General features: G+C 37.5%; 16 protein-coding genes. 6 read left to right on the forward strand and 10 right to left on the reverse strand.

Translation table 11 applies throughout. The features are described from left to right. Positions 1-104: 104 nt before the first annotated feature. The 3 genes from gldG to KO521_RS03485 form a co-directional block, all read right to left on the reverse strand. Complete coding sequence (gldG, locus tag KO521_RS03475; RefSeq protein WP_215938495.1) at positions 105-1,769, reverse strand: gliding motility-associated ABC transporter substrate-binding protein GldG; 1,665 nt, start codon at positions 1,767-1,769, stop codon at positions 105-107. Next, positions 1,769-2,500, reverse strand: coding sequence for a gliding motility-associated ABC transporter permease subunit GldF (gene gldF, locus KO521_RS03480; protein ID WP_215938496.1), 732 nt, complete (start codon positions 2,498-2,500; stop codon positions 1,769-1,771). The genes gldG and gldF overlap by 1 nt, the downstream gene beginning before the upstream one ends. A gap of 160 nt (positions 2,501-2,660) precedes the next feature. Further along, positions 2,661-3,494, reverse strand: a complete 834-nt coding sequence (locus KO521_RS03485; RefSeq protein ID WP_215938497.1) for an SAM hydrolase/SAM-dependent halogenase family protein — start codon at positions 3,492-3,494, stop codon at positions 2,661-2,663. 290 nt (positions 3,495-3,784) lie between these two features. Here KO521_RS03485 and KO521_RS03490 point away from each other — a divergent pair, with 290 nt between their 5' ends. Next, positions 3,785-4,738: a PhoH family protein gene (locus KO521_RS03490; RefSeq protein ID WP_215938498.1), complete on the forward strand. Its 954-nt coding sequence runs from the start codon at positions 3,785-3,787 to the stop codon at positions 4,736-4,738. Between the two features lie 42 nt (positions 4,739-4,780). Further along, a complete protein-coding gene (locus KO521_RS03495; RefSeq protein WP_215938499.1) occupies positions 4,781-5,731 on the forward strand; it encodes a phosphoribosylaminoimidazolesuccinocarboxamide synthase in 951 nt (316 codons plus the stop codon). Positions 5,732-5,736: 5 nt separating this feature from the next. Here the strand turns inward: KO521_RS03495 and KO521_RS03500 are convergent, their stop codons facing one another. Continuing rightward, on the reverse strand, positions 5,737-6,393 hold the full coding sequence (locus tag KO521_RS03500) for a 3'-5' exonuclease (RefSeq protein WP_215938500.1): 657 nt from the start codon (positions 6,391-6,393) through the stop codon (positions 5,737-5,739). Further along, the gene (locus tag KO521_RS03505; protein ID WP_215938501.1) at positions 6,393-8,318 is read right to left on the reverse strand and encodes a DUF294 nucleotidyltransferase-like domain-containing protein; all 1,926 of its coding nucleotides are present in this window, start codon (positions 8,316-8,318) and stop codon (positions 6,393-6,395) included. Before KO521_RS03505 ends, KO521_RS03500 begins: the two co-directional genes overlap by 1 nt. A gap of 165 nt (positions 8,319-8,483) precedes the next feature. On the opposite strand from KO521_RS03505, the gene KO521_RS03510 reads away from it, so the two are divergent. Further along, the gene (locus KO521_RS03510) at positions 8,484-10,751 is read left to right on the forward strand and encodes an FUSC family protein (RefSeq protein WP_252729837.1); all 2,268 of its coding nucleotides are present in this window, start codon (positions 8,484-8,486) and stop codon (positions 10,749-10,751) included. Between the two features lie 19 nt (positions 10,752-10,770). On the opposite strand, the gene KO521_RS03515 is transcribed toward KO521_RS03510, so the two are convergent. The 5 genes from KO521_RS03515 to KO521_RS03535 all read right to left on the reverse strand — a co-directional run bounded on the left by KO521_RS03515 (position 10,771) and on the right by KO521_RS03535 (position 18,742). Then, complete coding sequence (locus KO521_RS03515) at positions 10,771-11,166, reverse strand: response regulator (RefSeq protein ID WP_215938502.1); 396 nt, start codon at positions 11,164-11,166, stop codon at positions 10,771-10,773. Between the two features lie 9 nt (positions 11,167-11,175). Then, positions 11,176-15,153, reverse strand: coding sequence for a chemotaxis protein CheB (locus tag KO521_RS03520; protein WP_215938503.1), 3,978 nt, complete (start codon positions 15,151-15,153; stop codon positions 11,176-11,178). 287 nt (positions 15,154-15,440) lie between these two features. Continuing rightward, the gene (locus KO521_RS03525) at positions 15,441-15,836 is read right to left on the reverse strand and encodes a response regulator (protein ID WP_215938504.1); all 396 of its coding nucleotides are present in this window, start codon (positions 15,834-15,836) and stop codon (positions 15,441-15,443) included. 277 nt (positions 15,837-16,113) lie between these two features. Then, positions 16,114-16,749 carry a response regulator gene (locus KO521_RS03530; protein ID WP_215938505.1) on the reverse strand — a complete coding sequence of 212 codons (636 nt, stop codon included), beginning with the start codon at positions 16,747-16,749 and terminating at the stop codon, positions 16,114-16,116. Beyond that, entirely contained in the window at positions 16,739-18,742 is a 2,004-nt protein-coding gene (locus tag KO521_RS03535; RefSeq protein WP_215938506.1) for a sensor histidine kinase, read from the reverse strand. Before KO521_RS03535 ends, KO521_RS03530 begins: the two co-directional genes overlap by 11 nt. Positions 18,743-18,987: 245 nt before the next feature. Here KO521_RS03535 and KO521_RS03540 point away from each other — a divergent pair, with 245 nt between their 5' ends. From KO521_RS03540 to KO521_RS03550, 3 genes are read left to right on the forward strand one after another with little or no spacing between them, the layout of a single operon-like run. Next, positions 18,988-19,410, forward strand: coding sequence for a hypothetical protein (locus tag KO521_RS03540; protein WP_215938507.1), 423 nt, complete (start codon positions 18,988-18,990; stop codon positions 19,408-19,410). A 6-nt stretch (positions 19,411-19,416) separates the two neighbouring features. Beyond that, positions 19,417-23,355, forward strand: a complete 3,939-nt coding sequence (locus KO521_RS03545) for a M4 family metallopeptidase (protein ID WP_215938508.1) — start codon at positions 19,417-19,419, stop codon at positions 23,353-23,355. Continuing rightward, positions 23,352-24,053: a hypothetical protein gene (locus KO521_RS03550; RefSeq protein ID WP_215938509.1), complete on the forward strand. Its 702-nt coding sequence runs from the start codon at positions 23,352-23,354 to the stop codon at positions 24,051-24,053. The genes KO521_RS03545 and KO521_RS03550 overlap by 4 nt, the downstream gene beginning before the upstream one ends.

A 24,053-nucleotide genomic window follows, 5' to 3' on the forward strand; every position in this document is an offset into this window, starting at 1 on the left:
TATATAGTGTCTAAAATGTCTCGATATTGATACAAGGTTCTAAAAACCTGTGTGAAACAAAGATATTTGAAATGACTTTTTTACCGAAACAAACTTATTAACATCTAAGCCCCGTATTTGCGCTTTCTAAAATAGCGAAAAACGACTCCAAAAAGAAGTATCAACCCCACGGGAAGGCCAATATTTATTAGTTGCCATTTGGTTTTCTGGTCCGTTATCCTATTAGAGTCAAGAAAGGGTACCGCAACTTTTTTATTTCTAATGTTTATAAGTCCTTTTTCATCTAAAAGGTAATTCAACGCATTTATTAAAAATTCTTTGTTGCCATAATAGTTGTTTGTCCACTTGTCATAACCTAATTCCAATGGTCTATTATTTCGTATTTGATTTCGAATAATATCGCCATCTGAAACTACCAGCATTTGGTTTTGCACTCCTTGGTCTACTGCTCCTTTTAGCTCAACTGGCTTAATACGATTTGCAAATGCCGATGAAAATACACCGGATAAAAGAACGGCCAGTGGATTATTTCCTTTGTTATAAGTCTCCTTTTGAGGTGGGGTATTAATAATATCCAGACTGATCTGTTTTGGAGTACCCTCTAATTTAGACAATGGTGAGCTTGCCAATAGTACGGTCTTTTTGTTTTTATTGGCCAACGTATCTATAGAATTGGCAAATTGAAAACGAATAGCTTCTAAATTATTATTAATGGGATGGTCGTTTTTTGAAAAGACCATGGGATTGTAGTACCAAGGTACCGGATTGTATTCCGATGAATTACCTTCGCCTGATGCCAGAACGATTTGTGTAAAATATAAATCATCTATTAAATTGGGGTTAATTCGAATCCCGTATTTGAAAAAGAAATCGGTTAGATTCAAATCTCTCGGTAATGCCATAGCCGCTCCGTTTTCGTTGAATAGGCTGTCTAGCTCCATTTGAACTTGGTCTATAAGCCACATGGATTTGCCTCCGCCAACAATATATTGATCTAACACATACTTCTCGGCCTCGGTAAATGCCTCCGTGGGTTTGGCAATCAAGGCCAAATCATACTTATTAAGCTGTTCTAACGTCTTTTGCGGGTTCGTAGCTACAGAATCTAGGGTTATAGCTCCTATATTATAATAGTCCTTGATGGAGGTCAAGAAATCTGCTATGTACATATCAGCTAACTCCCCATTTCCTTTGAGTACGGCAATCTGTTTCTTTTTGGTTATACTAATTTTTGCAAAAGCATCTGCAAAGGCGTATTCCAGATGTTGAATGGAATTATTCGTGCGCTCCTCTGTAGTGGCTCCTAATTTGTTTTTTAACAAAGGAACCTTCACCGTTTTATTGTTGTAGTTGACCATCGCCCACGGAAAAACGATTTCTTGCGAGGTTTTTCCATTTTCCTCTACGGTAATCTGTGCAGGCGTTAGGCCTAAAGCTTGCAAATCGGTTATGGTACCGTCTATTGTGGTAGCATCTTCCAATGGATTTGTAAAACTGAATTTTATGTTCCTATTCTTAGATGCAAATTCTTCTAACAACTGCCGTGTCTCCGTCTTTAGCTTTAGGAATTCGGGAGGAAGGTTTCCATCTAAAAGAACATCTACAATAACGGGATGATCAAAGGCCTCAATAGTTTCTATCGCTTCTTCGGATAATGTATATCTATGGTCCTCTGTCAAATCAAAACGGGTATATGCCCATCCAGAAATAAAGTTCAACACCAGTAAAATGACAAAGGCAGCTGCAATTGGGAATATTGTTTTTTTCATTACCGGTTTGTATTTTTAAGTTGAACAACGGTTAGAAAAAGAAAGCATATGGTTAAGGTGATAAAGTAAATTAAGTCTCGTGTGTCCAAAACGCCTCTGGCTATACTTTCATAATGATGTTTCATTCCCAATTTTTCGATAAAAACGGTTATCTCTCCCTCTTCAAAAACAGTGGATAGTCCTTCAAATCCGTAGTAAAAAAGAAAACATATTATGAGTCCCACTATAAAAGCAACAATCTGGTTTTCTGATAAAGTGGAGGCAAATAGCCCGATAGCTGTGTAACATCCCATTAAAAACAGGGTTCCAAAATATGACCCAACCACTAATCCTGTATCTAAGTTGCCAGTTGTAGTTCCCAATTGTGAAATGGTATATACATAGAGAAGGGTAGGTATAAGAGCTATTAACCCCAAAGCGAAGGTTCCTAGGAATTTTCCCAAAACCGTTTCCCAGATTGATATGGGTTTAATGAACAGCAGTTCTAAAGTGCCTAATTTCTTTTCTTCGGAGAAGGTTTTCATGGTTATGGCCGGAATAAGGAAAAGAAAAACCCAAGGAGCCAGCAGAAAGAAGTTGCTAAGGTCTGCAAACCCATAATCAAAAATATTAAACGGGCCTTTAAATACCCATAAGAACAATCCGTTCAGTACAAGAAAGAGTCCAATTACCAAATACCCAATGGGAGATGTAAAGAACGATTGTATTTCACGTTTAAAAATGGCAAGCATATGCGGCTTATAGATTTTTAGTACTCCCTACGTTCGGAGTAACTATATTTAAGTTTGAGGTTGATTATGTCTACAGCTCAAAAGCATAACATCAAATTTATAAACAATTTCAGTTTAAATAAACATTTGTTGAATTCTCTGAGAATAGTTTTTCAACTTTCTATGAGAAAGTAATGGTAACTGTATCCCTAAAATCCAAACCAAGTAGGGTAGAGGCTCCACCTACGGTATTCAGGTCACTTTTATATATAGCAAGCTGAATGTAGTTGGCACTGTTAAAAAGGGCTAAACGGTCTCCCGCACCTTTCCGCTGGCTCTTATCTAAGTCAAAATTGATGATATCACTATACTTATTATGAATTTTTTTGAATTTGGCCGTACGGGCCGTTATTTCAAAATCCCTCCCCTTGCGGTAGGCTTCAAAGAAGTTTTTGCTAATATTGGTCACCACATTTCCGTAGTTATCAATGTAGATAACGCTGCCTATAATCTTGTTGCCATTATCTGTTACCGTCGGCGCAAATTCACGGAGGTCTTTGAGTTGGTCAAAAGGTTTGCCCACAACCTCTAAAGTACCGCCACGCGCTATATGACAGGCAACTTTAACAAATACGTCCAAAACAGGAAATGACCCTTGGCTGGGATTTGGAATATTTAACTGCACCACTTTTTCAGGTTTGGTTTCACTGGTAATTAGACCAATAACCCCGTTATTGGCACTAATAAAGTAATGACCGTTAACTAAGACGGCAACATGTTGGTTTTCTGGGGTAGGTTCGGAATCCACTCCCACAATATGTATGGTGCCTTCAGGGAAATGTTTGTAGGAGTTCTCAAGAATATAGGCGCATTCTTGAATGTTGAACGGGCTTATGTTATGGGAGATATCAACTATTTTAGCATCGTTAAGTTCCCTGTATATGGTTCCCTTTAGGGTGCCCACAAAGTAGTCCTTAAGACCAAAATCTGTAGTTAACGTTATAATTGGATTCATAAAATACTTTAATTTACATCAAGTAATATAGGCAACGGGCTAGCGTACGATACTTCTTCAACGAAGCGGTCTACCGTAACAATTGCGCTAAACCTATATAAAATGAAATGCAAGATGTTATTTGAGAATAAAAGAATCTGATTATTTGAGTTCGCTATCATACAGTAATGTTGATATGTTTTAGTTAGGCAAACTGAAATTTTCGTTAAGTTTGTTAAACAAAATTATAACAAAAAAATAGCCAAGCGAAATATTATGTTCACAGGCTTCCATTTTAACACCTATACTTCTTGAACGAACTCATAATTGAACTTACCGAGATTAGCCCAAGGGAATTTTTCGGGCAACAAAATGAAAATATCGACTTACTTAAAAAGTATTTTCCAAAGCTGAAAATAGTAGCAAGGGGAAGTAAAATAAAAGTCTACGGAGACGAAGAACTCTTGGAGGAATTTGAACGCCGTTTTGATATGTTGACTACACATTTTGGCAAGTATAATAAACTAGACGAAAATAGTATTGAAAGGGTTTTGACCAGCAATATATCTACGGATTATGAGTCGCCCGAAAGTAGTGATGAAACTTTGGTGCACGGGGTTAACGGAAGGTTGATCAAACCCCAGACCGTAAACCAAAGAAGACTTGTTGCCGCAGCTAAGAAAAACGATATGGTATTCGCAATAGGGCCAGCTGGTACAGGTAAAACGTATACAGGAGTTGCTCTTGCGGTTAAGGCACTGAAAGAAAAGCAAGTAAGGCGCATTATCTTAACAAGACCTGCGGTTGAGGCCGGAGAGAATTTAGGTTTTTTACCGGGTGATCTTAAAGAAAAATTAGATCCGTATATGCAACCCATTTATGATGGTCTTAGGGATATGATTCCTGCTGAAAAATTAGCGAATTTAATAGAGAATGATATTATTCAAATTGCGCCATTGGCTTTTATGCGCGGCCGTACTTTGGATAATGCCTTTGTTATTCTGGATGAGGCACAAAATACCACGCACGCACAAATGAAAATGTTCTTGACGCGTATGGGTAAGAATGCCAAGTTTATGATAACGGGGGATCCAGGTCAGATAGATTTACCGCGTAGGATGATTTCGGGCCTAAAGGAAGCTCTTTTAATACTCAAGGATACGGAAGGTATTGAAATTATATACTTGGATGATAAAGATGTTGTGCGTCATAAGCTGGTTAAGAAAGTTATTGATGCATATAAAAATATAGAGCACCAGAACTAAATTAATATTTTACCTTTTTCAATTACAAATCACGAATATCTCATGAGCAGTACCATTACAGACACAAATTTTAAATTTCCAGGCCAGAAAAGTATATATAAAGGCAAGGTGCGCGAGGTTTATGAACTAACTAATGGAGTATTGGTTATGGTGGCTACCGATCGTTTATCTGCTTTTGATGTGGTTATGCCCAAAGGTATTCCTTACAAAGGACAGATTTTGAATCAGATTGCTACTAAGATGATGGATGCTACTAAAGATATTGTCCCAAATTGGTTAATGGCCACACCAGATCCGAATGTGGCGGTAGGCCATGCTTGCGAGCCTTTTAAGGTGGAAATGGTGATAAGAGGGTATCAATCCGGTCATGCGGCACGTGAGTATAAATTAGGAAAGCGAATGTTGTGTGGTGTGGCTATGCCAGATGGCATGAAAGAAAACGACAAGTTCCCAGAGCCTATTATTACACCGGCTACCAAAGCGGAAATGGGTGATCATGACGAAGATATTTCTAAAGAGGATATTCTTAAAAGAGGTATTGTTTCTAAGGAGGACTATGAGGTGTTGGAAAAATATACGCGAGCCCTTTTTGAAAGAGGAACACAAATAGCAGCGGAAAGAGGACTTATCCTTGTAGATACCAAATATGAGTTTGGAAAGACGAAAGAAGGCAAAATTGTCTTGATTGACGAAATTCATACACCGGATTCTTCGCGTTATTTTTATGCGGATACCTATAAGGAACTGCAAGATAAAAATGAACCTCAAAAGCAATTGTCTAAGGAGTTTGTACGTCAATGGCTGATACAGAATGACTTTCAGGGATTGGAAGGACAGACCTTGCCTGAGATGACGGACGCCTATATTGAATCGGTTTCTGAGCGATATATTGAATTATATGAAAACATCACAGGAGAGACTTTTTTAAAAGCGGATATATCTGATATACAGAATCGTATAGAGAAAAATGTTATTGATTACTTGAATAGTTAAAACGATTATTTAAGTAGTTTTTTCGTAGAAAATTTTTTCTTTGTTTTTAATTTCTGCAAAATTTTCATGAAAGCGATTGCAGTAATATACGCATCGCCCAAAGCAGTATGGCGATCCTTTTTTGATATGTCGAATTTTTCTGCAAGTTCGTCTAGGGAGTACTGAGCTTTTACGGGAAGTAAAGGTGATTTGATCAATGTGCGCTTGTAAAGTACCGAGGTATCAAGAAACTTGTTCAGTAGGTTTGGCATTCCGTGCCTGTTTAGGGCGTGATTGATCATGTTGCGGTCAAAACCGGCATGATGCGCTACCATTACGGAATCTCCTATATACTCTAAAAATTGAATTAAGGCCTCTAGCTCCGTAATTCGTTCCTGCCGCTCCTCCTGTAAAATACCATGAATCTCTATGTTCTTAGCGTGGTAGAAATGTTGGTAAAGGAATGCTTCAAAACTATCGCTTATGTTTATACTGTTGTTTTGAACGGATAAAGCTCCAATAGAGAGAACACGGTCTGCATCATAATCAAACCCCGTAGTTTCGGTATCGAATACCACAAAACGTATATCGGGAAGGTCGTAGGATATCTTCTTTTCGAACTTCTGTTCGTATTCCGTCCAAAAATCTGGATAGTTTTTTTTACGTTTTTTGAACAAATCCATTAGCCCAGTAAGTTAGTTACCTTAAATCTAATTTTAAGAAGCTCCTGTAGATCCTTTATGGTCTTAAAACTACGCTTTAGTTTTATTTTTTCTTCTTTCGTTAGTTTGTTCAATGCAATAAAACGTCCGGAATCATTATGTAAAAGACCATGTTTAGTCCTAAATTTCAGTAATGCCTTAGTGGCATAGGAGCAGGCCAAGAATAATTCCTCGTTATTGGTTTCAAGTTCAGCTAGCTTCTCAAAACGCTCTGCGGTATTGTTAATGGACTTTACTTGGTGGGACAGGGTCAGAACCCTTGCGCCATCTATTAAAGGCATCAGGGCCCTTCGTTTTAAATCGAAAAAATCTTTGTACTCCCCATCTTCTTCAACCAAAAAGCTTCGGAAAAACCCACTTGGCGATGGGCTTTGGAGTGCGCCACTTGCTAAATGCATAAAGAAAACTGGGTATTTCTCAGTCGTTTCAAAAATATGAGCACTTAATTCGTTCACCAAATTAGCATCGCCATAAGACAGGTTGTAGTCAAAAAATATTGACGATAATAGTACCTCGTCTGGTCCTGGGTTGGTTATCCAGTGAAAGGTTCGATCTTTCCATTCCGCGATACTTAAGCACCATTCCGGGTTGGAGGCCATCATTTCTGCCGGGCAGTATTCGTATCCTATTTTAAATAGGCCCTTAGTAACGATTTTAGCCAACTCCAAGAAGTACGTACGTGTTTCTTCTAACTGTTCCCGGGGTACATTTTCAAATACCAGAGCATTATCTTGATCGGTGTGAAGTAATTGCTCACTACGACCTTGACTACCCATGGCTAACCAGGCGAAATTTACCGGAGGCGATGTTGTCATACGCTTTAAAGCAATTTTTATTATTTGTTTTATACACGCATCATTTAACTCTGAAATAATCTTGGAAGTAAGTGTTAGGGGGATATTTTGATTTAAATAGCCTTGAAGTAGGTTCATTATTCTTCTGCGGACCGTTTTTAGCTTCTTAAAACCGTTAGCTCTTTTTATTGCTTTTATAAGCACCGCAGGGTTGTTCCCTAGTTCAAACATAATATCATGCTTACTAATAATGCCTACGGCTTCGGTATTTGGGGTGCCATCTATCGTCAGGCACAAATGGCTGATACTGCTTTTCATCATGGCCATTTGTGCTTGGGTAATGGTCATTTTTATAGGATAGGTAATTACTGGGGAGCTCATAACGTTCGTAGCTCGTGTAGTAATGGGAAAAAGGCCTGTTGCAATTTTATTCCTTATGTCTTTATCTGTGATGATGCCAACCGGAAGCATATCTTTTACCACTAAAACAGAACCTACTTTTCTGTCGGTCATGGTAGTTGCAATAGTCTTAATAGTAGTATTCTCGGAGCAGGTAATTAATTTTTTGGAATAGTGAACACCTTGTAAGTCCAGTAACTCATTGTTTGTGAGGTGGTTTTCCTCTGTTGGTACTGAACCTTCATAAAGTTTACCTCTGTAGCTCTTTGAATACGGATTACGCGTATTAGAGGCAAAGCTTTCAATTAGAAAAGTACCCACCGCTTTATGTTCTTGGATAATGGGTTTAAACTCCGCAATGGGGATAGCGTAGAGAATGGTTTCTTCATATGCTTTCGCACCAATTTTATAATTTTCATTTGCAATCAGTGGTCGTAGGCCAAAAATATCTCCTTCATCACATAGGTCTACAACTTCGTCATCAGGTTCTTTGGTAAGCACGACAGCGCCTTTATGAACCACATAAAAACAGGGGTGAGCCTCTTCTTCATTGGCGAAGATAACCTCTCCTTTAACCTTGTATACAATACTTATTTGTCCGGATAATGTTTCCAGCTCCTTGTCCGCTACCTCGTTAAACGGTGGATAGTTTTTAAGGAAATCGGCAACCCGGGCAGAAATCGTATTTTTCATGTGATGAATTTAAAGCTAAAGTTAAATCAGGACAGGCATAAAAAAAAGTAAAACCAGTAAAGAAAGCTATACAAAGGAATTGAGCTTGATTTTCTTGTATCGGAGTAATAGATTTTTAGAAAGAACCTATATGTGTTTGAAGTAGCCCAAAGTTATCTTCTATCTTTGAAGTTCAAAAGCGATGTTTTGGCCATAACAAAAAGTAATATTGACTTAAACTTTAGGGAGCTGCTACAGTTTTTTAGAAGTGCGGACTTTACAAAGGCTATAATGGTGGGCGTTGCAGTAACGGTCCCCATTTTGTTGGGAATCTATTTTGATCAACTGGAAATAGGGTTGGCTATTTGTTTTGGGGCTTTTTGGAGTTCGCCCAGTGATGCTAGCGGTAGTTACCGGCATAAAAAAATAGGAATTCTTTTCTCATCTGCCCTGGTTGTCATTGTAAGTTTTATTGGGGGTTATTTGGATTTGCCTATTTATATTTTAATTCCAGTTTTAGGCATACTTACTTTCGCTATAGCCTATATATCCGTATTTGGTTTTAGGGCTTCTTTAATTAGTTTCTCCGGCTTATTGGCATTGGTGCTTAGTTTTGCTCATGAATTACAGGATTTAGAGGTGTACCAATATGCGCTATTTGTTGGTTTGGGAGGTTTATGGTATTTGTTGTTGGCGGTAATTTGGCATCGCATAAACCCTACAGGTGAAATAGAGGAAATATTTCAAGAAACTTATCTTTTGACCTCTAGATTTCTTCATATTAGAGGACAGTTGATTGAACCTGGTCTGGATAGGGAAAGCTTACTGTCCGAACTTCATAAGTTGCAGGAGCAACTTATGGAAAAACATGAAAAGTTAAGGGAGACCCTAGTGTTGTATAGACGAAGTTCAGGGCGTTCTATTTATCATAGTAAAAAACTATTGGTATTGGCCCAGCTTGTAGAAATGCTTGAGATAGCAATTGCTAAACCTGTAAATTACAGCAAAATGGCTGAAATTTTAGAAGAGCATCCTCAATACGTTAATCTTTTTCAAGATTTGATATTTAATGTTTCTAAGCAATTGCAAGAGATAGCCTATGCGGGAAGAGACAAGAAAAAAATACCTCAAAATGCAGAGCTACAACGTGCTTTAAAAAAAATATCAGGTGAGATAGAGCAACTTAAAGCTACGCCCAAAAACCAGAATCTCAGTGCCTATTTAATGCTTCAGAATTTATATGAATACCAAGAGCAACAAGTAGAACTTCTTAAAAAAATAAAATGGTTACTAGATGATCCAAAAGAAGAGGAGTTGGATTTTATAGATGAGGAATATGCCCGTAAATTTATTGCTCCACAAGATTACGATCCAAAAATGTTGGTAAGTAATTTTAGTTTTGACTCTCTTATTTTTAAGCACGCCCTACGTTTGGCTGCAACTGTAATGGTTGGATATGGTATTGGTACTGTATTCGATTTTCAAAATCCCTATTGGATTTTATTGACTATCATTATCATATTGAGGCCTAGCTACGGTTTAACAAAAACAAGATCAAAAGATAGAATAATTGGTACGCTTATAGGAGGGGCAATAGCTTTTGTTATAGTATCCTTGGTTCAGAATACCTATGTTTTTGCCACTTTGGGAATAGGGTCATTAATTGTAGCCTTTTCTATGTTGCAACGTAATTACAAAACGGCGGCCACCTTTATAACCCTAAGTGTTATTTTTATTTACGGAATTCTACGTCCGGATATTTTAACGGTCATTCAATATAGAATTCTTGATACGGTTATTGGCGCTGGGTTAGCATTTTTTGCCACTTTGATACTGTGGCCGGCATGGGGCTTTTTAAATATGAACAATAATCTTAAGGATTGCCTTATTGCCAATAAAAACTTTTTAACTCAGATCGCGGCATTTTATAGTTTGCCTGAAAAAGAACCTGTAAGCTTACGTATTGCACGCAAGAAAGCTTTTCACGAGACTTCTAATTTAAGTGGTGCTTTTCAGCAAATGGTGCAGGAGCCTAAGTCAAAACAAAAGAAAGTAAATGAAGTTTATGAATTGGTAACGTTGAGTCATGCGTTTTTATCCTCATTGGCCTCATTAAGCTCTTATATTCAAAATCATTGCACTACAGAGGCATCGGGCGGTTTTAAATTTGCTGTAGCGCATATAGAAGAAAATCTGGAAAGGGCTATTAATGTTCTAGCTCATGTAGATACAAAAGATAATTTCTCCCTTAAAAACCAAGAAGAATCGTTTGAGAGTAATCGCTCAAAATTCAATACCGTTGTCTGGGATTTTGAAAATGCTTTAAAAGTAGGGGAGGAACGTAATTTACAAGAAGCTTATTTAGTATTAGGACAATTACGTTGGCTGTTTTCTTTAAGTGGAAAAATGTTAAGAACAGCCGTTGCTATTGAAAACGATGTAACAGCTGAATAGCACGTAGAGGGTATGGTATTTAAAATGTTAGGTTGAAGTGCTCGTTCATTATGTCCTTTATGGCTTCTTTGTTTAAAGGTTTGAGCATAATAGCTTCAATTTCTTTGAATAAACGAATTTTTTCCTTGTCCGAAGGGATGATAGAGGTAGTTAAAAGTATAACCTTGGTATTAATTTTTCGGGAAATATCAATACCCTCGTAAATTTCCATAAACTCCCAAGCATTCATGGTTGGCATGTTTATATCTACAAATATGATTTCCGGGAATACCTCTAAATTCATAAGGTATTCAATCGCTTCTTTTCCCATGGTAAAAGTGTGAATTCTTTCAACACAATTAACTTGGTTTAAGTATGTTTCATGAATAAAATTGGTAGCTGTGTTATCATCTAATAGTACAATGGATTTTAGCATATATTTAAATTAAAGATTCAAGTTAATGAGAAAAGTACATCCTTTGCCAAGTTCGGACTGTACCCAAATTTTACCTCTATGTAATTCTACTATTTTTTTGCAATGAGCCAGACCTATACCGGTTCCTTCATAATGTTCATGGTTGTGCAATCTTTTAAATACTTCAAAAATATTATCCTGATTTTTTTTATCTATTCCAATACCATTGTCTTTTACGTAAACGAGATGCCCGCTTTCTGTTGGTAAAGTACCAATTTCAACAATAGGATTCTCTGTCTTACTTACAAATTTTATCGCATTACCAATAAGATTCAGAAAAAGAGAGTGCAGTTCGATCTGGTGTCCATTTATCTTTGGAAGCTTATGAACTATTATTTTGGCATTAGAGGAAACTATCCGCAATCGTAGATCTTTACGCACGTCTTCTATTAAAGAATTTAAATCAACTAATTCTTCTTCTGAGTCACTTCCAATTTTAGAGTACGCCAAAATTACCTTTACTAATTGCCCCATTCTTGCGGATGCCTCTTCTATAAAGTCTAGATAACTATTTGCATTACTGTCTAACAACTTTATGTACTGTTCTTTAAACAGCGCAACAAAGTCTCTAATAGTGCGCAGGGGCTCTTGTAAATCATGACTGGCCACATAGGCAAAACGTTCCAGTTCTTTGTTACTTTGAGAAAGTCGTTTAAGATCGGTGATGTTAATATGGCTACCTACCATTCGTATGGGGTCTCCATTGTCTGCCCATTCTATTACTAAGCCTTTGCACCAAACCCACACTATATCTCCATTTTTGTGAAAGTAACGAACTTCGTTGTCGTAAGGTACTTTTCCTTTACTTTTCACATGGGCATCAAAAGCTGAGAAAACACCTGGAAGGTCATCCGGGTGTATTATTTTCTGCCATGCTTCAGGCGTGTTTTCCATTTCCTGATCTTCGTACCCGAACATTTGCTTAAAGGTAGGGCTCAGGTACTCGGTATTTTCCTGTATATTCCAATCCCAAAAACCGGCTAATGTTATTTCAAGAATCTGCTCGAAAACCATATTTTTATCGAGAAGTTCTTTTTCAAGTTTCGGCATTTTTTTGAGCATTGAGACATCGGTCGTGGTACCCAACATTCTTTTGGGTTTGCCTTCTGGGGTCCATTCCACTAATTTTCCTCTGAGTAGTAAAGTCACGTAATGGCCTAATTTGTGTTTATACCGAGTTTCAACAGCATACGGAAATTTACCTTGGCTAGCCAAATGCTTTTCCATAATAAGGGCACTGGCTTGTAAATCATCTGGATGGGTCTGACTATCCCAAAAATCCGTAGTCTCTTCAATTTCATTTTCTTCATACCCTAAAATATGACGAATTGAACGACTCACATAGTATGTACCGTCTATTAAATTATAATCCCAAAAGCTATCAGTGGTCTGTTCAAAAGCAAGCAACTGGTTTTTAAGTTTTTGCTCTGCAGATTTAAGTTCATTAATGTCAACATAGCTTAGTGTACCCCCTTCGATCTTTCCTGCGCCATCACGAAAAGGGACTATTTTTTGTAAAAACCAATGTCCTTTGGTGTCTGTTACTTCATTTTGTTGTGCTACACCATCATTAACCACCTTTTTAATGTCAGCGATAAAATTTTTGTAATCGCTCTTGTGAAAGGTACTGGCAAAATGTTCCAGAGGACGGTTAATATCACTAGGCATTAAATTAAAATGTTCAGCAACACTAGGTGTAAATTTTCGTATTCTTAAGTGGTTGTCCAAAAATATAGTACCTATATCCGTGCTTTTGAAAAGATTGTCTAAATCTGAGTTTAGGGAAGCAAGTTCTTCTAATTTTTCTTGAAGCTCCGTATTAACGGTGTGCAACTCTTCATTTACACTCTGTAACTCTTCATTGGTACTCTGAAGCTCTTCGTTTGAAGCTAAAAGTTCTTCATTGGTAGCTTGCAGCTCTTCATTGCTGGTTTCTACCTCTTCGATCATGTTTTTTAGACTCTCCCGGGTTTCTTTTAATTCTGCTTCTAGTTCGTTCTCTCTAATGTTTTGAGGAGAATCATCGCGTTCATTTCTAGGTGCATCTGCTACTTGTATGTCCGCCGGTTTTATAATCACCAAATAATTGGATGGATTACTGTTCAAAGGGTTTTGAAAAGCGGCTACGTGCATATTGGCGATCGTTGGCTTCTTTCCGGTAGAGAAATTTAGATTTTCATGTTTTAGTTTCTGGCTCGTGCCTCCTACTTTTCTTAAGGAGTAACTTAGTACAGTGGCTACACTTTCGGGCACCATTTTTAAAAGGTTCATGCTAAACCCTTTATTGGGAAGGCTTATGTAGTTAGTAAGGTCTCCAAATGCATCTACAATATTAAAATTACCATCAATGACAATGGCTGCAAGATCTAAATTATCGCTCAATGCCTCTACAATATGTTGTCTGGCGTTTCTCTCATGGCTCGGGTTTCTTAGGCCGTAAGGATTTTTTTGGTTCTTGCCCGAATTGTACTGCTGTAGCCCCAGAATCTTAGCGGGTCTAATATTGCTGTATATCTTTTGTTTGCGGTACAATTCTTTAAATGCATTTTTTTGCTGACCAAGGGATTCACTGCTGCCAAGCACCAATATACCGTTCATGTTAAGCGAGTAATGCAAGACATCTAATGCTCTATTCTGTGCTGCCGGCTGAAGATAAATAAGCATGTTTCTACACATGGATATATCCATCTTATTAAAGGGGGGGTCTTTAAGCACATTGTGTTTGCTAAATATAACCATGCGCCTAATGTTTTCGTTAACATGGTAATAATCCCCATTTTTGGTAAAATTCAATCGCAATCGTTCTTCAGAAATATTGGCAATGGCACTTTCATTATATATGCCTTTTGCAGCATCGTTCAAGTGATGTTTCTCAATATCAGTGGCAAAGATCTTGACCACGTTTTTCTTGTTGAACTTTGTGAGTGTCTCATTGATGATTATAGCTAAAGAATAGGCTTCTTCACCACTGCTTACCCCAACACACCAGCATTTTATGGTCTCCTCCTTTTTCTTACTAGATACTATTTTGGGAATGATTTCATTGGTTAAGACCTCCCATACAAGCTGATCTCTAAAGAAACTGGTAACTCCTACTAAAAATTCTCTTACTAGAACATGGGCTTCTTCAGGTTTTTTAAATATATAGCCCTTGTATTCCTGAAGCGTATCTAAACGATTAATTCCTATTCTTCTGGCAATCATCCGAACCAAGGTAGGCCTCTTGTAATATTCAAAATCTAATTTGGTCTGACTATTTAAAAAGTTTAGGATTTTAATCAGTGTTTCTTCGTCACCAAGAATATTTTCTTCCAAAGACCCATAAACAGCAGGGTGGTGAATAAACCTCTTAAGTTCTTCTCCCATTTGTTCTGTGGGCAGAATATAATCTACTAAATTGGTGTTGATGGCATTTTGAGGCATACTATCAAACTCTGCTTGGTCTGGGCTCTGCACCATAACCATTCCGCCATATTCCTTAATATCCCTGGCGCCAGAGGTTCCGTCGCTTCCTGTTCCACTTAGAATAATAGCAACCGCCTTGTTGGTCATTTCCCTAGCCAATGATTTAAAAAATAAATCAATTGGTAAATTTAATGTTCTGGTTTTAGGTTTATCTTCTAGAATTAAATAACCGTCTTTTATGAAAATATTCTTTTTTGGGGTCAAAAGATATACTGTAGCTGGTTTTATCTTCGTCTTTTCCTTGACTTCTACTATGGGCATGTCTGTATTCTTAGACAATAATTCGCCCATAAGACTCTTATAGTCCGGGCTTAGATGCTGTACGACAACAAAACTATGTTTGAATTTTGAGGGTAAATGATCAAAGAAGGACTTTAAGGCTTCCAAGCCGCCGGCGCTTGCGCCAAGGCCTATTATTGAGAATCCGTTATTTTTTGATTTAGATTGTTCAGAAGGCCTGTCTAAGGCTAGTGATTCACTCATTGAAACATATTTGGTCTTTTTAAAAGTAGTCAAAACCTTACTTTTTTTAAAGTAAAACTTATATTTTTTTAAGCTTTTTTTAGTGAGACACTTAATTTAATTATTTAGATTAACTGAAACGCTTGAAAATCAGTGAATTGGAAGATAAACAAAGTGCAATTTTACCCGTAAGGGGGCAAAAAACGTTGTTTACCCTAACTTTTATAGAAGTAAGGGATTTATGACCGCGTAAAAGGCCATTCTTAGGAGATGTATTGAACCTTTTAAAAAAAGTTCTTGTAAAAAGATTAAAGCGTAAGATTAAAATATTTATTCATGACTTGTTTTATTACAGGTTCATTTAAAGGTTTGAACAAAACTTCGTCAATTTGAGTATACTTATCTATTTTTTCTTTGTCCGAAGCCATTATAGAAGTAGTAAGTAAAATTACTCTAGTATTGATTTTTAGGGACATATCTAGTTTTTCATACATATCTAAAAACTCCCAAGCATCCATTGTGGGCATATTTATATCTACGAATATAAGCTCAGGAAAGGTTTTTAGACTTTGTAGGTATTCTAAAGCCGTTTCTCCTCTAGTATATGAAAGAACATTTTCTACACAGTTTACACGTTTTAAGTAGGTTTCATGAATGTAGTTTGTAGCGGTATCATCATCTACAAGTACTATGGTATTTATCATAATACGGGGATTATAGATTTAATTAAACGATTTTATGTTCATTACTCATGCTTCTTCAATCCAATTTTTTTTCATAATCATTGGATTATTTTTTTGATTTTGGGAAAATTCTTCACGAATATGCAAAATTTTCAGCATATTATCAACTGTAAGACCTACAAAAAACAATTGTTTTGAGTCTTAACAGGCCTTTTAATTTCATTTTATTTTTGATTTTTAATCGGTTTCTACCCTAATTTTAGTAGTTCTCAATCATAATTTTTTAGAGTGTAAAACTTTAAATTAACTTTTTTTCAACAGCAACTTTAATTAGGGAAGCAGCATTTGAAACCTCTAACTTTTGCATCAGATTTCTTCTATGCGTTTCTACCGTAAGCGGACTAATAAAAAGCTCTTCTGCAATGTTGTTTGTTGTTTTTCCTTCTGCTATTAGGGTGAGCACATGTTTTTCTCTGCGGGTAAGCTTGGGCAGGTCAGTGCTCTCTTGTGTTACGGAATCTGCTAGAATTTTTTGAACTTCACTACCAAAATAAAAATTACCTTGTTGTACTTGAGAAATGGCATTAACCAACTCATCTGCCGTAGCGTTTTTAAGTAAGTAGCCCTTTACGCCGTTCTTAATCATTTGGTTAATGATACTAGGCTCACTATAGGTGCTAAGGCCAATGATACCAACATTAGCTCTTATGTTCAGTATTTTAGTAACCATTTCAACACCATTAATGTCCGGTAGGTTTACATCCAACAGAATAACATCTGCCGTATCTTTTTCTAAATAAGAAAGGGTATCCGTTCCGTTTATAAAATGGGTTTTTACGGAGACTCTTTCATCATCACTTAATAATGTTTTAAGCCCCTCAATGACCATTGGGTGATCATCAACTATTAAAATGTCTATGGGTTTACGCTGCATCTACATTGATTTGAACATTAACAGTAGTTCCTTCATTTTCTTCTGAGTGAAATTCTAAATCGCCTTTTAAATAGGCAACCCTAGTTTTAAGGTTAGAAAGCCCCATACCGCCTTCTTTATCGGCAGTATTACCTTTGCTAAAACCAACCCCATTATCTTCTACGGTAATATCTACTTTATTGCCATCTCTCATATACTGCACCAAAACATCTGAAGCTTTGGCATGTTTTATGGCGTTATTAATCAATTCTTGTATGACACGGTACATGGTAACCTGTTGATTTAAGCTGATGCCTTTTTCAGTACCGTAAAATTGTAAGGTTACTTTGGTGCCACTCCCGGTCATGCTACTGCAATAATCTTTGAGTGCCGCTTGAAGTCCGAATTTCACTAAAGTTTCCGGCATCATATTTCGGGCAATGGAGCGCAACTCGGTTAGGGAGTCGTCAAGGTCTTTCATCACCTTTTTTAGTTGGGTCTTAGGGTATTCCTTTGGCTCGTCCTTATCTAGTTTGGACAAATTCATGCTAATACCAGATAATCGCCCACCCAGGCCATCGTGAAGGTCTATTGCCAATCTTTTCCGTTCTTTTTCCTGACCTTCTATCATGGCGGAAAACACTTCGTTTTCTTGCTTTTGTTTTAAAAGAGAAACTTCTTTTTCTTGTTCCCGTTCTTTTTTTCGTGCTCTTCTAAGCTTAGCGTTGTACGCGTAGAAACCGATAAAAAGCAGTAGGGCGAGTAGACTGGCCACGGCTCCCAAAAGATAGTTTTGTGACTTCTTGACCTGAAGCGCTAAAGCTGCCTCACTTTTTTCATTTTTAAGCGCTAAAATTTCTTTTTCTTTGGTTGCAGTTTTGTATTGTATTTCAAGCTGCTGCATTTCGTTGCCCAATTCTCCAACTCTGGCACTATCTAGTGCAGCCACGTAGTCTTTTAAGTAGTTGTACGCCGACTTGTAATTGGTAAGTTTGGCATCGAATTTTGCTAGGGAATAGTAAGAGCCTAACTTATCATTAAAAGAATGCTCATCGTCACTAAAGTTAATATACTTTAATGTGTACTCTTTGGCTTTTTTAAAATTACCCATTCCACTATAAGCTTCGGCATACCTTTGGTATATTAGTTTTATATAGAAACTAGATGACTGTTCCTTGTAATATGTATAGGCTTTGTCTAATGCAACAAGCGCTTTATTATACTCGCCAATTTTGGCATGATAAAGGCCAAGTTCCATTTGATAAGGGCCTTCGTAGAAAGAATTAGGGATTAGGTCTAGATTTACTTTTGCAATATCCAATACAGATTTCATACGTTTTAATGAGTCCATACTTGATAAAGCGGAAGAAAATGATAAGCTGTGATATAACATATCTTCTGGAGTGCCAACTTCTTCATATTGTTTTTGACTTATTAAAAACATTTCATAAGCCCTCTTATATAGCATTAAATTACTGTATTTGATTCCTAAGCTGGTGTTGGCATTGGCTACGAACATTTTATCGCCCATTTCCTGTGCGTAGGGTATGGTTTCTGCAATTTGTTTTATTTCCTTTTCTACATTGCCCTCGTAACCATAGGCTACACCTATATTATATTTGCCGCGCAACCATATTTTCATATTACGGGAAGATGAATCTTTTGCAACCAATTTATCGGCAAACTTATTACCTATTGTAAAATACTTCTTTGCATTATCCACATCAAAATAATCAAGATAACAACCTGCTAAGTTAATATTAGCATCGGCCATACCCCTTAGGTAGTTGATTCTTTTGGCCAACGCAATGGCGGCAAACCCTTTTTCAAAGGCTTTTAAGGAGTCTACGCCACCGTAGGAGCGTGCCAACTCGCTAAGAATGTTCACCCTAGTGGTATCTTGCCCCGCTGATTTCAAAGCATTTTCTAAACTATCTATGCGCGCTTCACGCCCTGTTTGGGCAGAAATAGTGAGGGATAGTAAAAGAATAAAAACAAATACTAGAGAACGCATTTTGGTATGGTAGTTTTTTGATTGTTTACCGCCAAGATACTACAACTATACGGCACTATAAACACCCTGTAATCAATATACTGGAAAACCAGTAGAAAAAAATACAAACAACGTGGTATTTCAGAAACAAGCATTTCAAAATACCTTGCCATCAGCAAATTACAAGAAGTATCCTATAACCGTCAAGCTACTTAATTATAACAGTATTACCGAAAAAACTACTAAAAATAAATACATACTTAAAGATGAAACGAACACTCTTGTTTTATGGTCTACTTTTCTTAACGCTGTTGAATTGTAAGTCTCAACACTACACTTTTGACGAATTGCCCAGTAAGCAACTGGTTTTTGGGTACGGAGGCGGTATGGCTGGAACGGTAGATAGGTATATACTTCTAGAGAACGGACAGTTATTCCATACGAATTCGCTAACCCAACAAACAGAGGAGTTAGCCCCGCTATCAAAAAAAGAAGTGACTGCATGTTTTTTAAAGTTTGAAGAATTAGCACTGTCCGAAGCCAATTTTAACCACCCTGGCAGTCGCTATTATTTCTTGGAAGAAGTAAATCAAAATATTAAACACAAGGTCGTGTGGGGATCCAGTGACCATAAACCTGATAAGGCCTATTTGGAATTTTATAATGAGATGAAAAACCACATTAAATAACCAGCTATGAGAAGCACACTATATATAACCACCATTATTTTCACCTTTTTTATGGCGGTGACAGTTACCGCACAAGATACTTTTGATGATAAAAGACATCAGAAAGGAACCGCTGCTAAGAAACGAACGGTAAAGAAAATAAACATACCTAAAATGGCTAAGGCCAAAAAGAGGTCTAGCATAACAGGACGAACTAATTTTCAAATGTCCTCGGTTTTTAACGTGGGTTCAGGTAATCATAAATATAAACATATGGTTACTGGCAAATCTGAAAACGGAACGCCTCTATTTATTAAGAGCAAGGCAAATAAAGATGTAGCCTCTGTCGTAGCTAAGCAATCATCTGAGGATGTGGTAAAAGGCTATTTGGCAGATGTAAAGGACCTTATTAAAATTAAGGACCCTGAAACTGAGTTTGCTGAGATATCTAATAAAATCGATGTTTTAGGGCAGAGGCATATTAAAATGCAACAGGTTTTTCAAGGCATAAAAGTATATGGGAGTGAGGTAATTCTACATTTAGATAAAAGCAATAAAGTAAATGCGCTAAACGGAAGAAATAAACCTACGCCTAAAATAGAAAGCACCACTCCAAAGCTAACGGTACAAGACGCATTACAAGTTGTAGAAAGAGATTTAGGTGTATCACTTTCTGAAGGACCTGTATATAATATTATGCCAATATTGGATTCAAAATACGAAGAAGAACTATTGATTTTTCCATTTGAAGGCGAGAATATTCTAACTAGACATTTAACGGTATACCCGAATATAAAAGATAGGTGGGAGTATTTTGTTGATGCACAATCCGGCCGCATTCTAGAAAAGCGTTACCATACCTGTAGTTTTTACCATAAGTACGAGGATGAAAAAACAAACCATAACCATGCTGCATTGGTAGCACCACCAACAACCGGTTCGGGAACTGATTTAAACGGGGTAAACAGACAGTTGAAAACACATGGTGAAGATGGTGTAAACTACATGATCAACACTTCTGAATCTATGTTCAATGCTAGTCAATCAAAACTGCCAGATAATCCTGTTGGGGCCATAGTGACACTTGATTTGAAAAATAAACCACCGGGAGAAGGAGCAAAACTTTATCATGTAACAACTACAGGAAGCACTTGGAATGACCCTATAGCGGTATCTGCGCATTATAATTCTGAGGTGGCCTATAATTTTTTTAAAAATACGTTTAACAGAAATTCTATTAATGGACAAGGAGGTACGATAATTTCGGTAATAAATGTATCTGATGAAAATGAAGAAGGATTTGACAATGCCTTTTGGAACGGAAAAGCCATGTTTTATGGCAATGGTAAAAATGCGTTTAGCCCTTTTGCAGGAGCCTTGGATGTTGGTGGTCATGAAATGTCTCACGGTGTCATTGAGGCTACCGCAAACCTAATGTATAAGGATCAGTCAGGCGCGATCAATGAATCTTTTGCAGATATTTTCGGCGCTATGATTGACAGAGAAGATTGGTTGATAGGCGAAGATGTAGTCAATACTCAGTATTTTGCTTCTGGAGCCATGCGGGATATGCAAGACCCCAATAATGGGGTCAATCAAGGAGAAAGAGGATGGCAGCCTAAAGATATGACGGAGTTCTATTCCGGGTCGGAAGATAACGGAGGGGTCCACAGAAATAGTGGCATCGTAAACAGAGCCTATTATTTAATCGCTACTGATATAGGAAAAGAGAAAGCGGAACAGATTTATTACCGAGCTCTAGAGACCTATTTGACAGTATCCTCTCAATTTGTAGATTTAAGAATTGCTATCATTCAATCCGCTACTGACCTGCATGGCGAGAATTCACAAGAGGTTGAAGCCGCAAAAACGGCATTTGATACGGTAGGTATTACTGAGGGTGAAGCTACGGAAACAGATAATGACATACCAACGGTTGATGGTGATGAGTTTATTTTAAGTTTGGATATTAGAGATACCGATCCTTATACTTTGTACGCTTCCGATACTGAGGTTACTACGTATTATCAATTAACAACCACTGGAATTTTTAGAAAACCTAATGTTGCGGACGATGGTAGTTTTGCCATCTATGTTACGGACGAGAATAAAGTCAATATGCTGTCTTTGGACTTGAATGCTCCACAGGAAGAAGTGGTTTCTGATGAATCGCTTTGGGGTGGGGTAGCACTCTCAAAAGATGGCACCAAACTAGCTATGATCTTTAATGACCAGTCTAATGTTATTTACATATCGGATTTGGTAAGTGGTGAATTCAAAGAGTTTGAATTGTACAACCCTACTTCTGCAGATGGCATAACCACGGGAGAGGTATTATATCCTGATGCCCTAGAGTGGGATTACTCAGGCGAGTATTTGATATATGACGCTTTAAACCGATTAAATAACGCGAACGGTGAAGATATAGAGTATTGGGATGTTGGTGCGCTGCATGTATGGGATAATAGCTCTAAAACATTTGGTAGTGGAGCTATTCAAAAAATATTCTCCAACTTACCGGAAGGTGTAAATATCGGAAACCCTTCTTTTTCTAAGACTTCAGGTAACATTCTGGCTTTTGATTATTTTGATACTCTTGAAAATTCGTATAAGGTAATTACGGCAAATATTGAAACGGGAGCATCGGAAGTCGTATATGAAAACAACAAATTGGGCTTTCCCAATTATTCTAAAAACGATGATAAAATCATATTTGACACCTATAACGGAAGCGATGAAGATATCATGTCTATTGACATGGCAGCGGATAAAATAACACCTGCCGGTAATGTAGTAGAATTGATTCCCAATGGTAAATGGGGCGTTTGGTATACCGTTGGCTCAAGAAGCACGCTAAGTAATGAAAAGGAAATAACGGATTTTAGATTTAATGTAACTGCGCCATCAGCAGTTGGGGCTATCAACGGAAATAACATTACCATAGAACTACCGGATAATATCAACCCCGCAAATTTAGTAGCCACATTTGCCCATTCCGGTAGGGCAACGGTTTCCGTTGCGGGAGTCACTCAACAGAGCGGGGTTACTATAAATGATTTTACTAATCCTGTTATTTATACGGTGACTGCAGAAGATGGGTCTACTAAAGATTTTACGGTAAGTCTTGGCAATAGTACCCATACTGATCCTAATGATAGTGATGGCGATGGGGTCTTAAATGCAAATGATGATTGCCCCAACACGCCATTTGGAGCAACTGTAGATGTTACGGGTTGTGAAATATTCTCGCTACCAAGCAATAATTTCACGGTTTCTTCTAAAGGAGAATCATGTGTAGGAAGTAATAACGGAAATATCAATATTAATGCAAACGCTGACTATAACTATATAGCAACATTGACCGGTAACGGAGTGAGTAAAAACAACAATTTCACAAGCTCTGTTTCTTTTTCAGATTTGGAGAGTGGCACCTATAAAGTTTGTATTACGGTTAATGGGCAGTCTGGTTATAAGAACTGTTATGATATTAGTATAGCTGCACCGGAAGCACTTTCGGTAACTTCAAAAGTGAACTTAAGTGCAAAATCGGTGACCCTAAATTTAGCCGGTGCCGATGAATATACGATTTCACTTAACGAAGAAACTATAGTAACTGCAGAGTCTGAGATAACGCTGCCAGTCTATGCGGCAAAAGCAAAACTTTCGGTAGCCACAGATAAGAATTGCCAAGGAGTTCATGAGGAAATCCTAGATTTTAAAGAGCAAATAATTATCTACCCTAACCCTGTGAAAGATGGAAAAATTTCCGTTGCGTTGGGTAAAACGTCTGAAGAACCCGTACCCATTCAATTAAACACTTTTGATGGTAAAATGGTATTACAAGAAGTAATAGAACCCAATACTAGTACTATAAAGATTGATGCAAACAGACTAACGGCAGGAGTTTATGTATTGTCGGTTCAAATAAACGGAGATACAAGAACATTTAAAATTATAAAACAATGAGAATACTAAAACCAACAATGTGGCTACTGTTATTAGTTGTAATGACCGCATGCCCGGGCAGTAAAGATGATGGTCGGGAAGAAGGTGATATGGGAGACCCTGGTAGTGTAAGTTTGGTTTTTCCTGAGAACAACTCAGAATGTACCGAGGGTAATACGGTCAACGACCAGCAAAGTGCCATTACTTTTCAATGGCAGACTTCGGAAAACGCAGATAGTTATGAGGTGAATGTAAAGAACCTTCAAAATGGAGATACGCAAGTAACGGAATCCCCAAGTAACGAGGCTACCCTAACGCTCAATAGTAATACACCATATGAGTGGTATGTGACAACTAGTAGCGAAGATTCCGAAACGGCTCCAAAAAGTGCTATCTGGAAGTTCTATAATGCAGGTGAAGGCGTGATTAATTATGCTCCTTTTCCGGCCGAAGCTTTTTACCCCAAGAGGGGAGCGACTATCTCCGCAAATTCTAGTGTAGCCTTAGAATGGAAGGGAGACGATGTGGATGATGATATCACGGAATTTGAAGTGTTTTTCGGTACGGAAACTACACCATCAACATCATTAGGTGGTTCTGCCCAAAATAAAATGAATGTAAATATAGCATCCGGCAATACCTATTATTGGCAGGTGAAAACCGTGGATGGAGCAGGAAACACATCAATATCAGAGATTTTCAATTTTAAAGTGGAATAA

Origin of the sequence: Zobellia uliginosa, assembly GCF_018860745.1 — a bacterium.
Taxonomy (GTDB): Bacteria; Bacteroidota; Bacteroidia; order Flavobacteriales; family Flavobacteriaceae; genus Zobellia; species Zobellia uliginosa_B.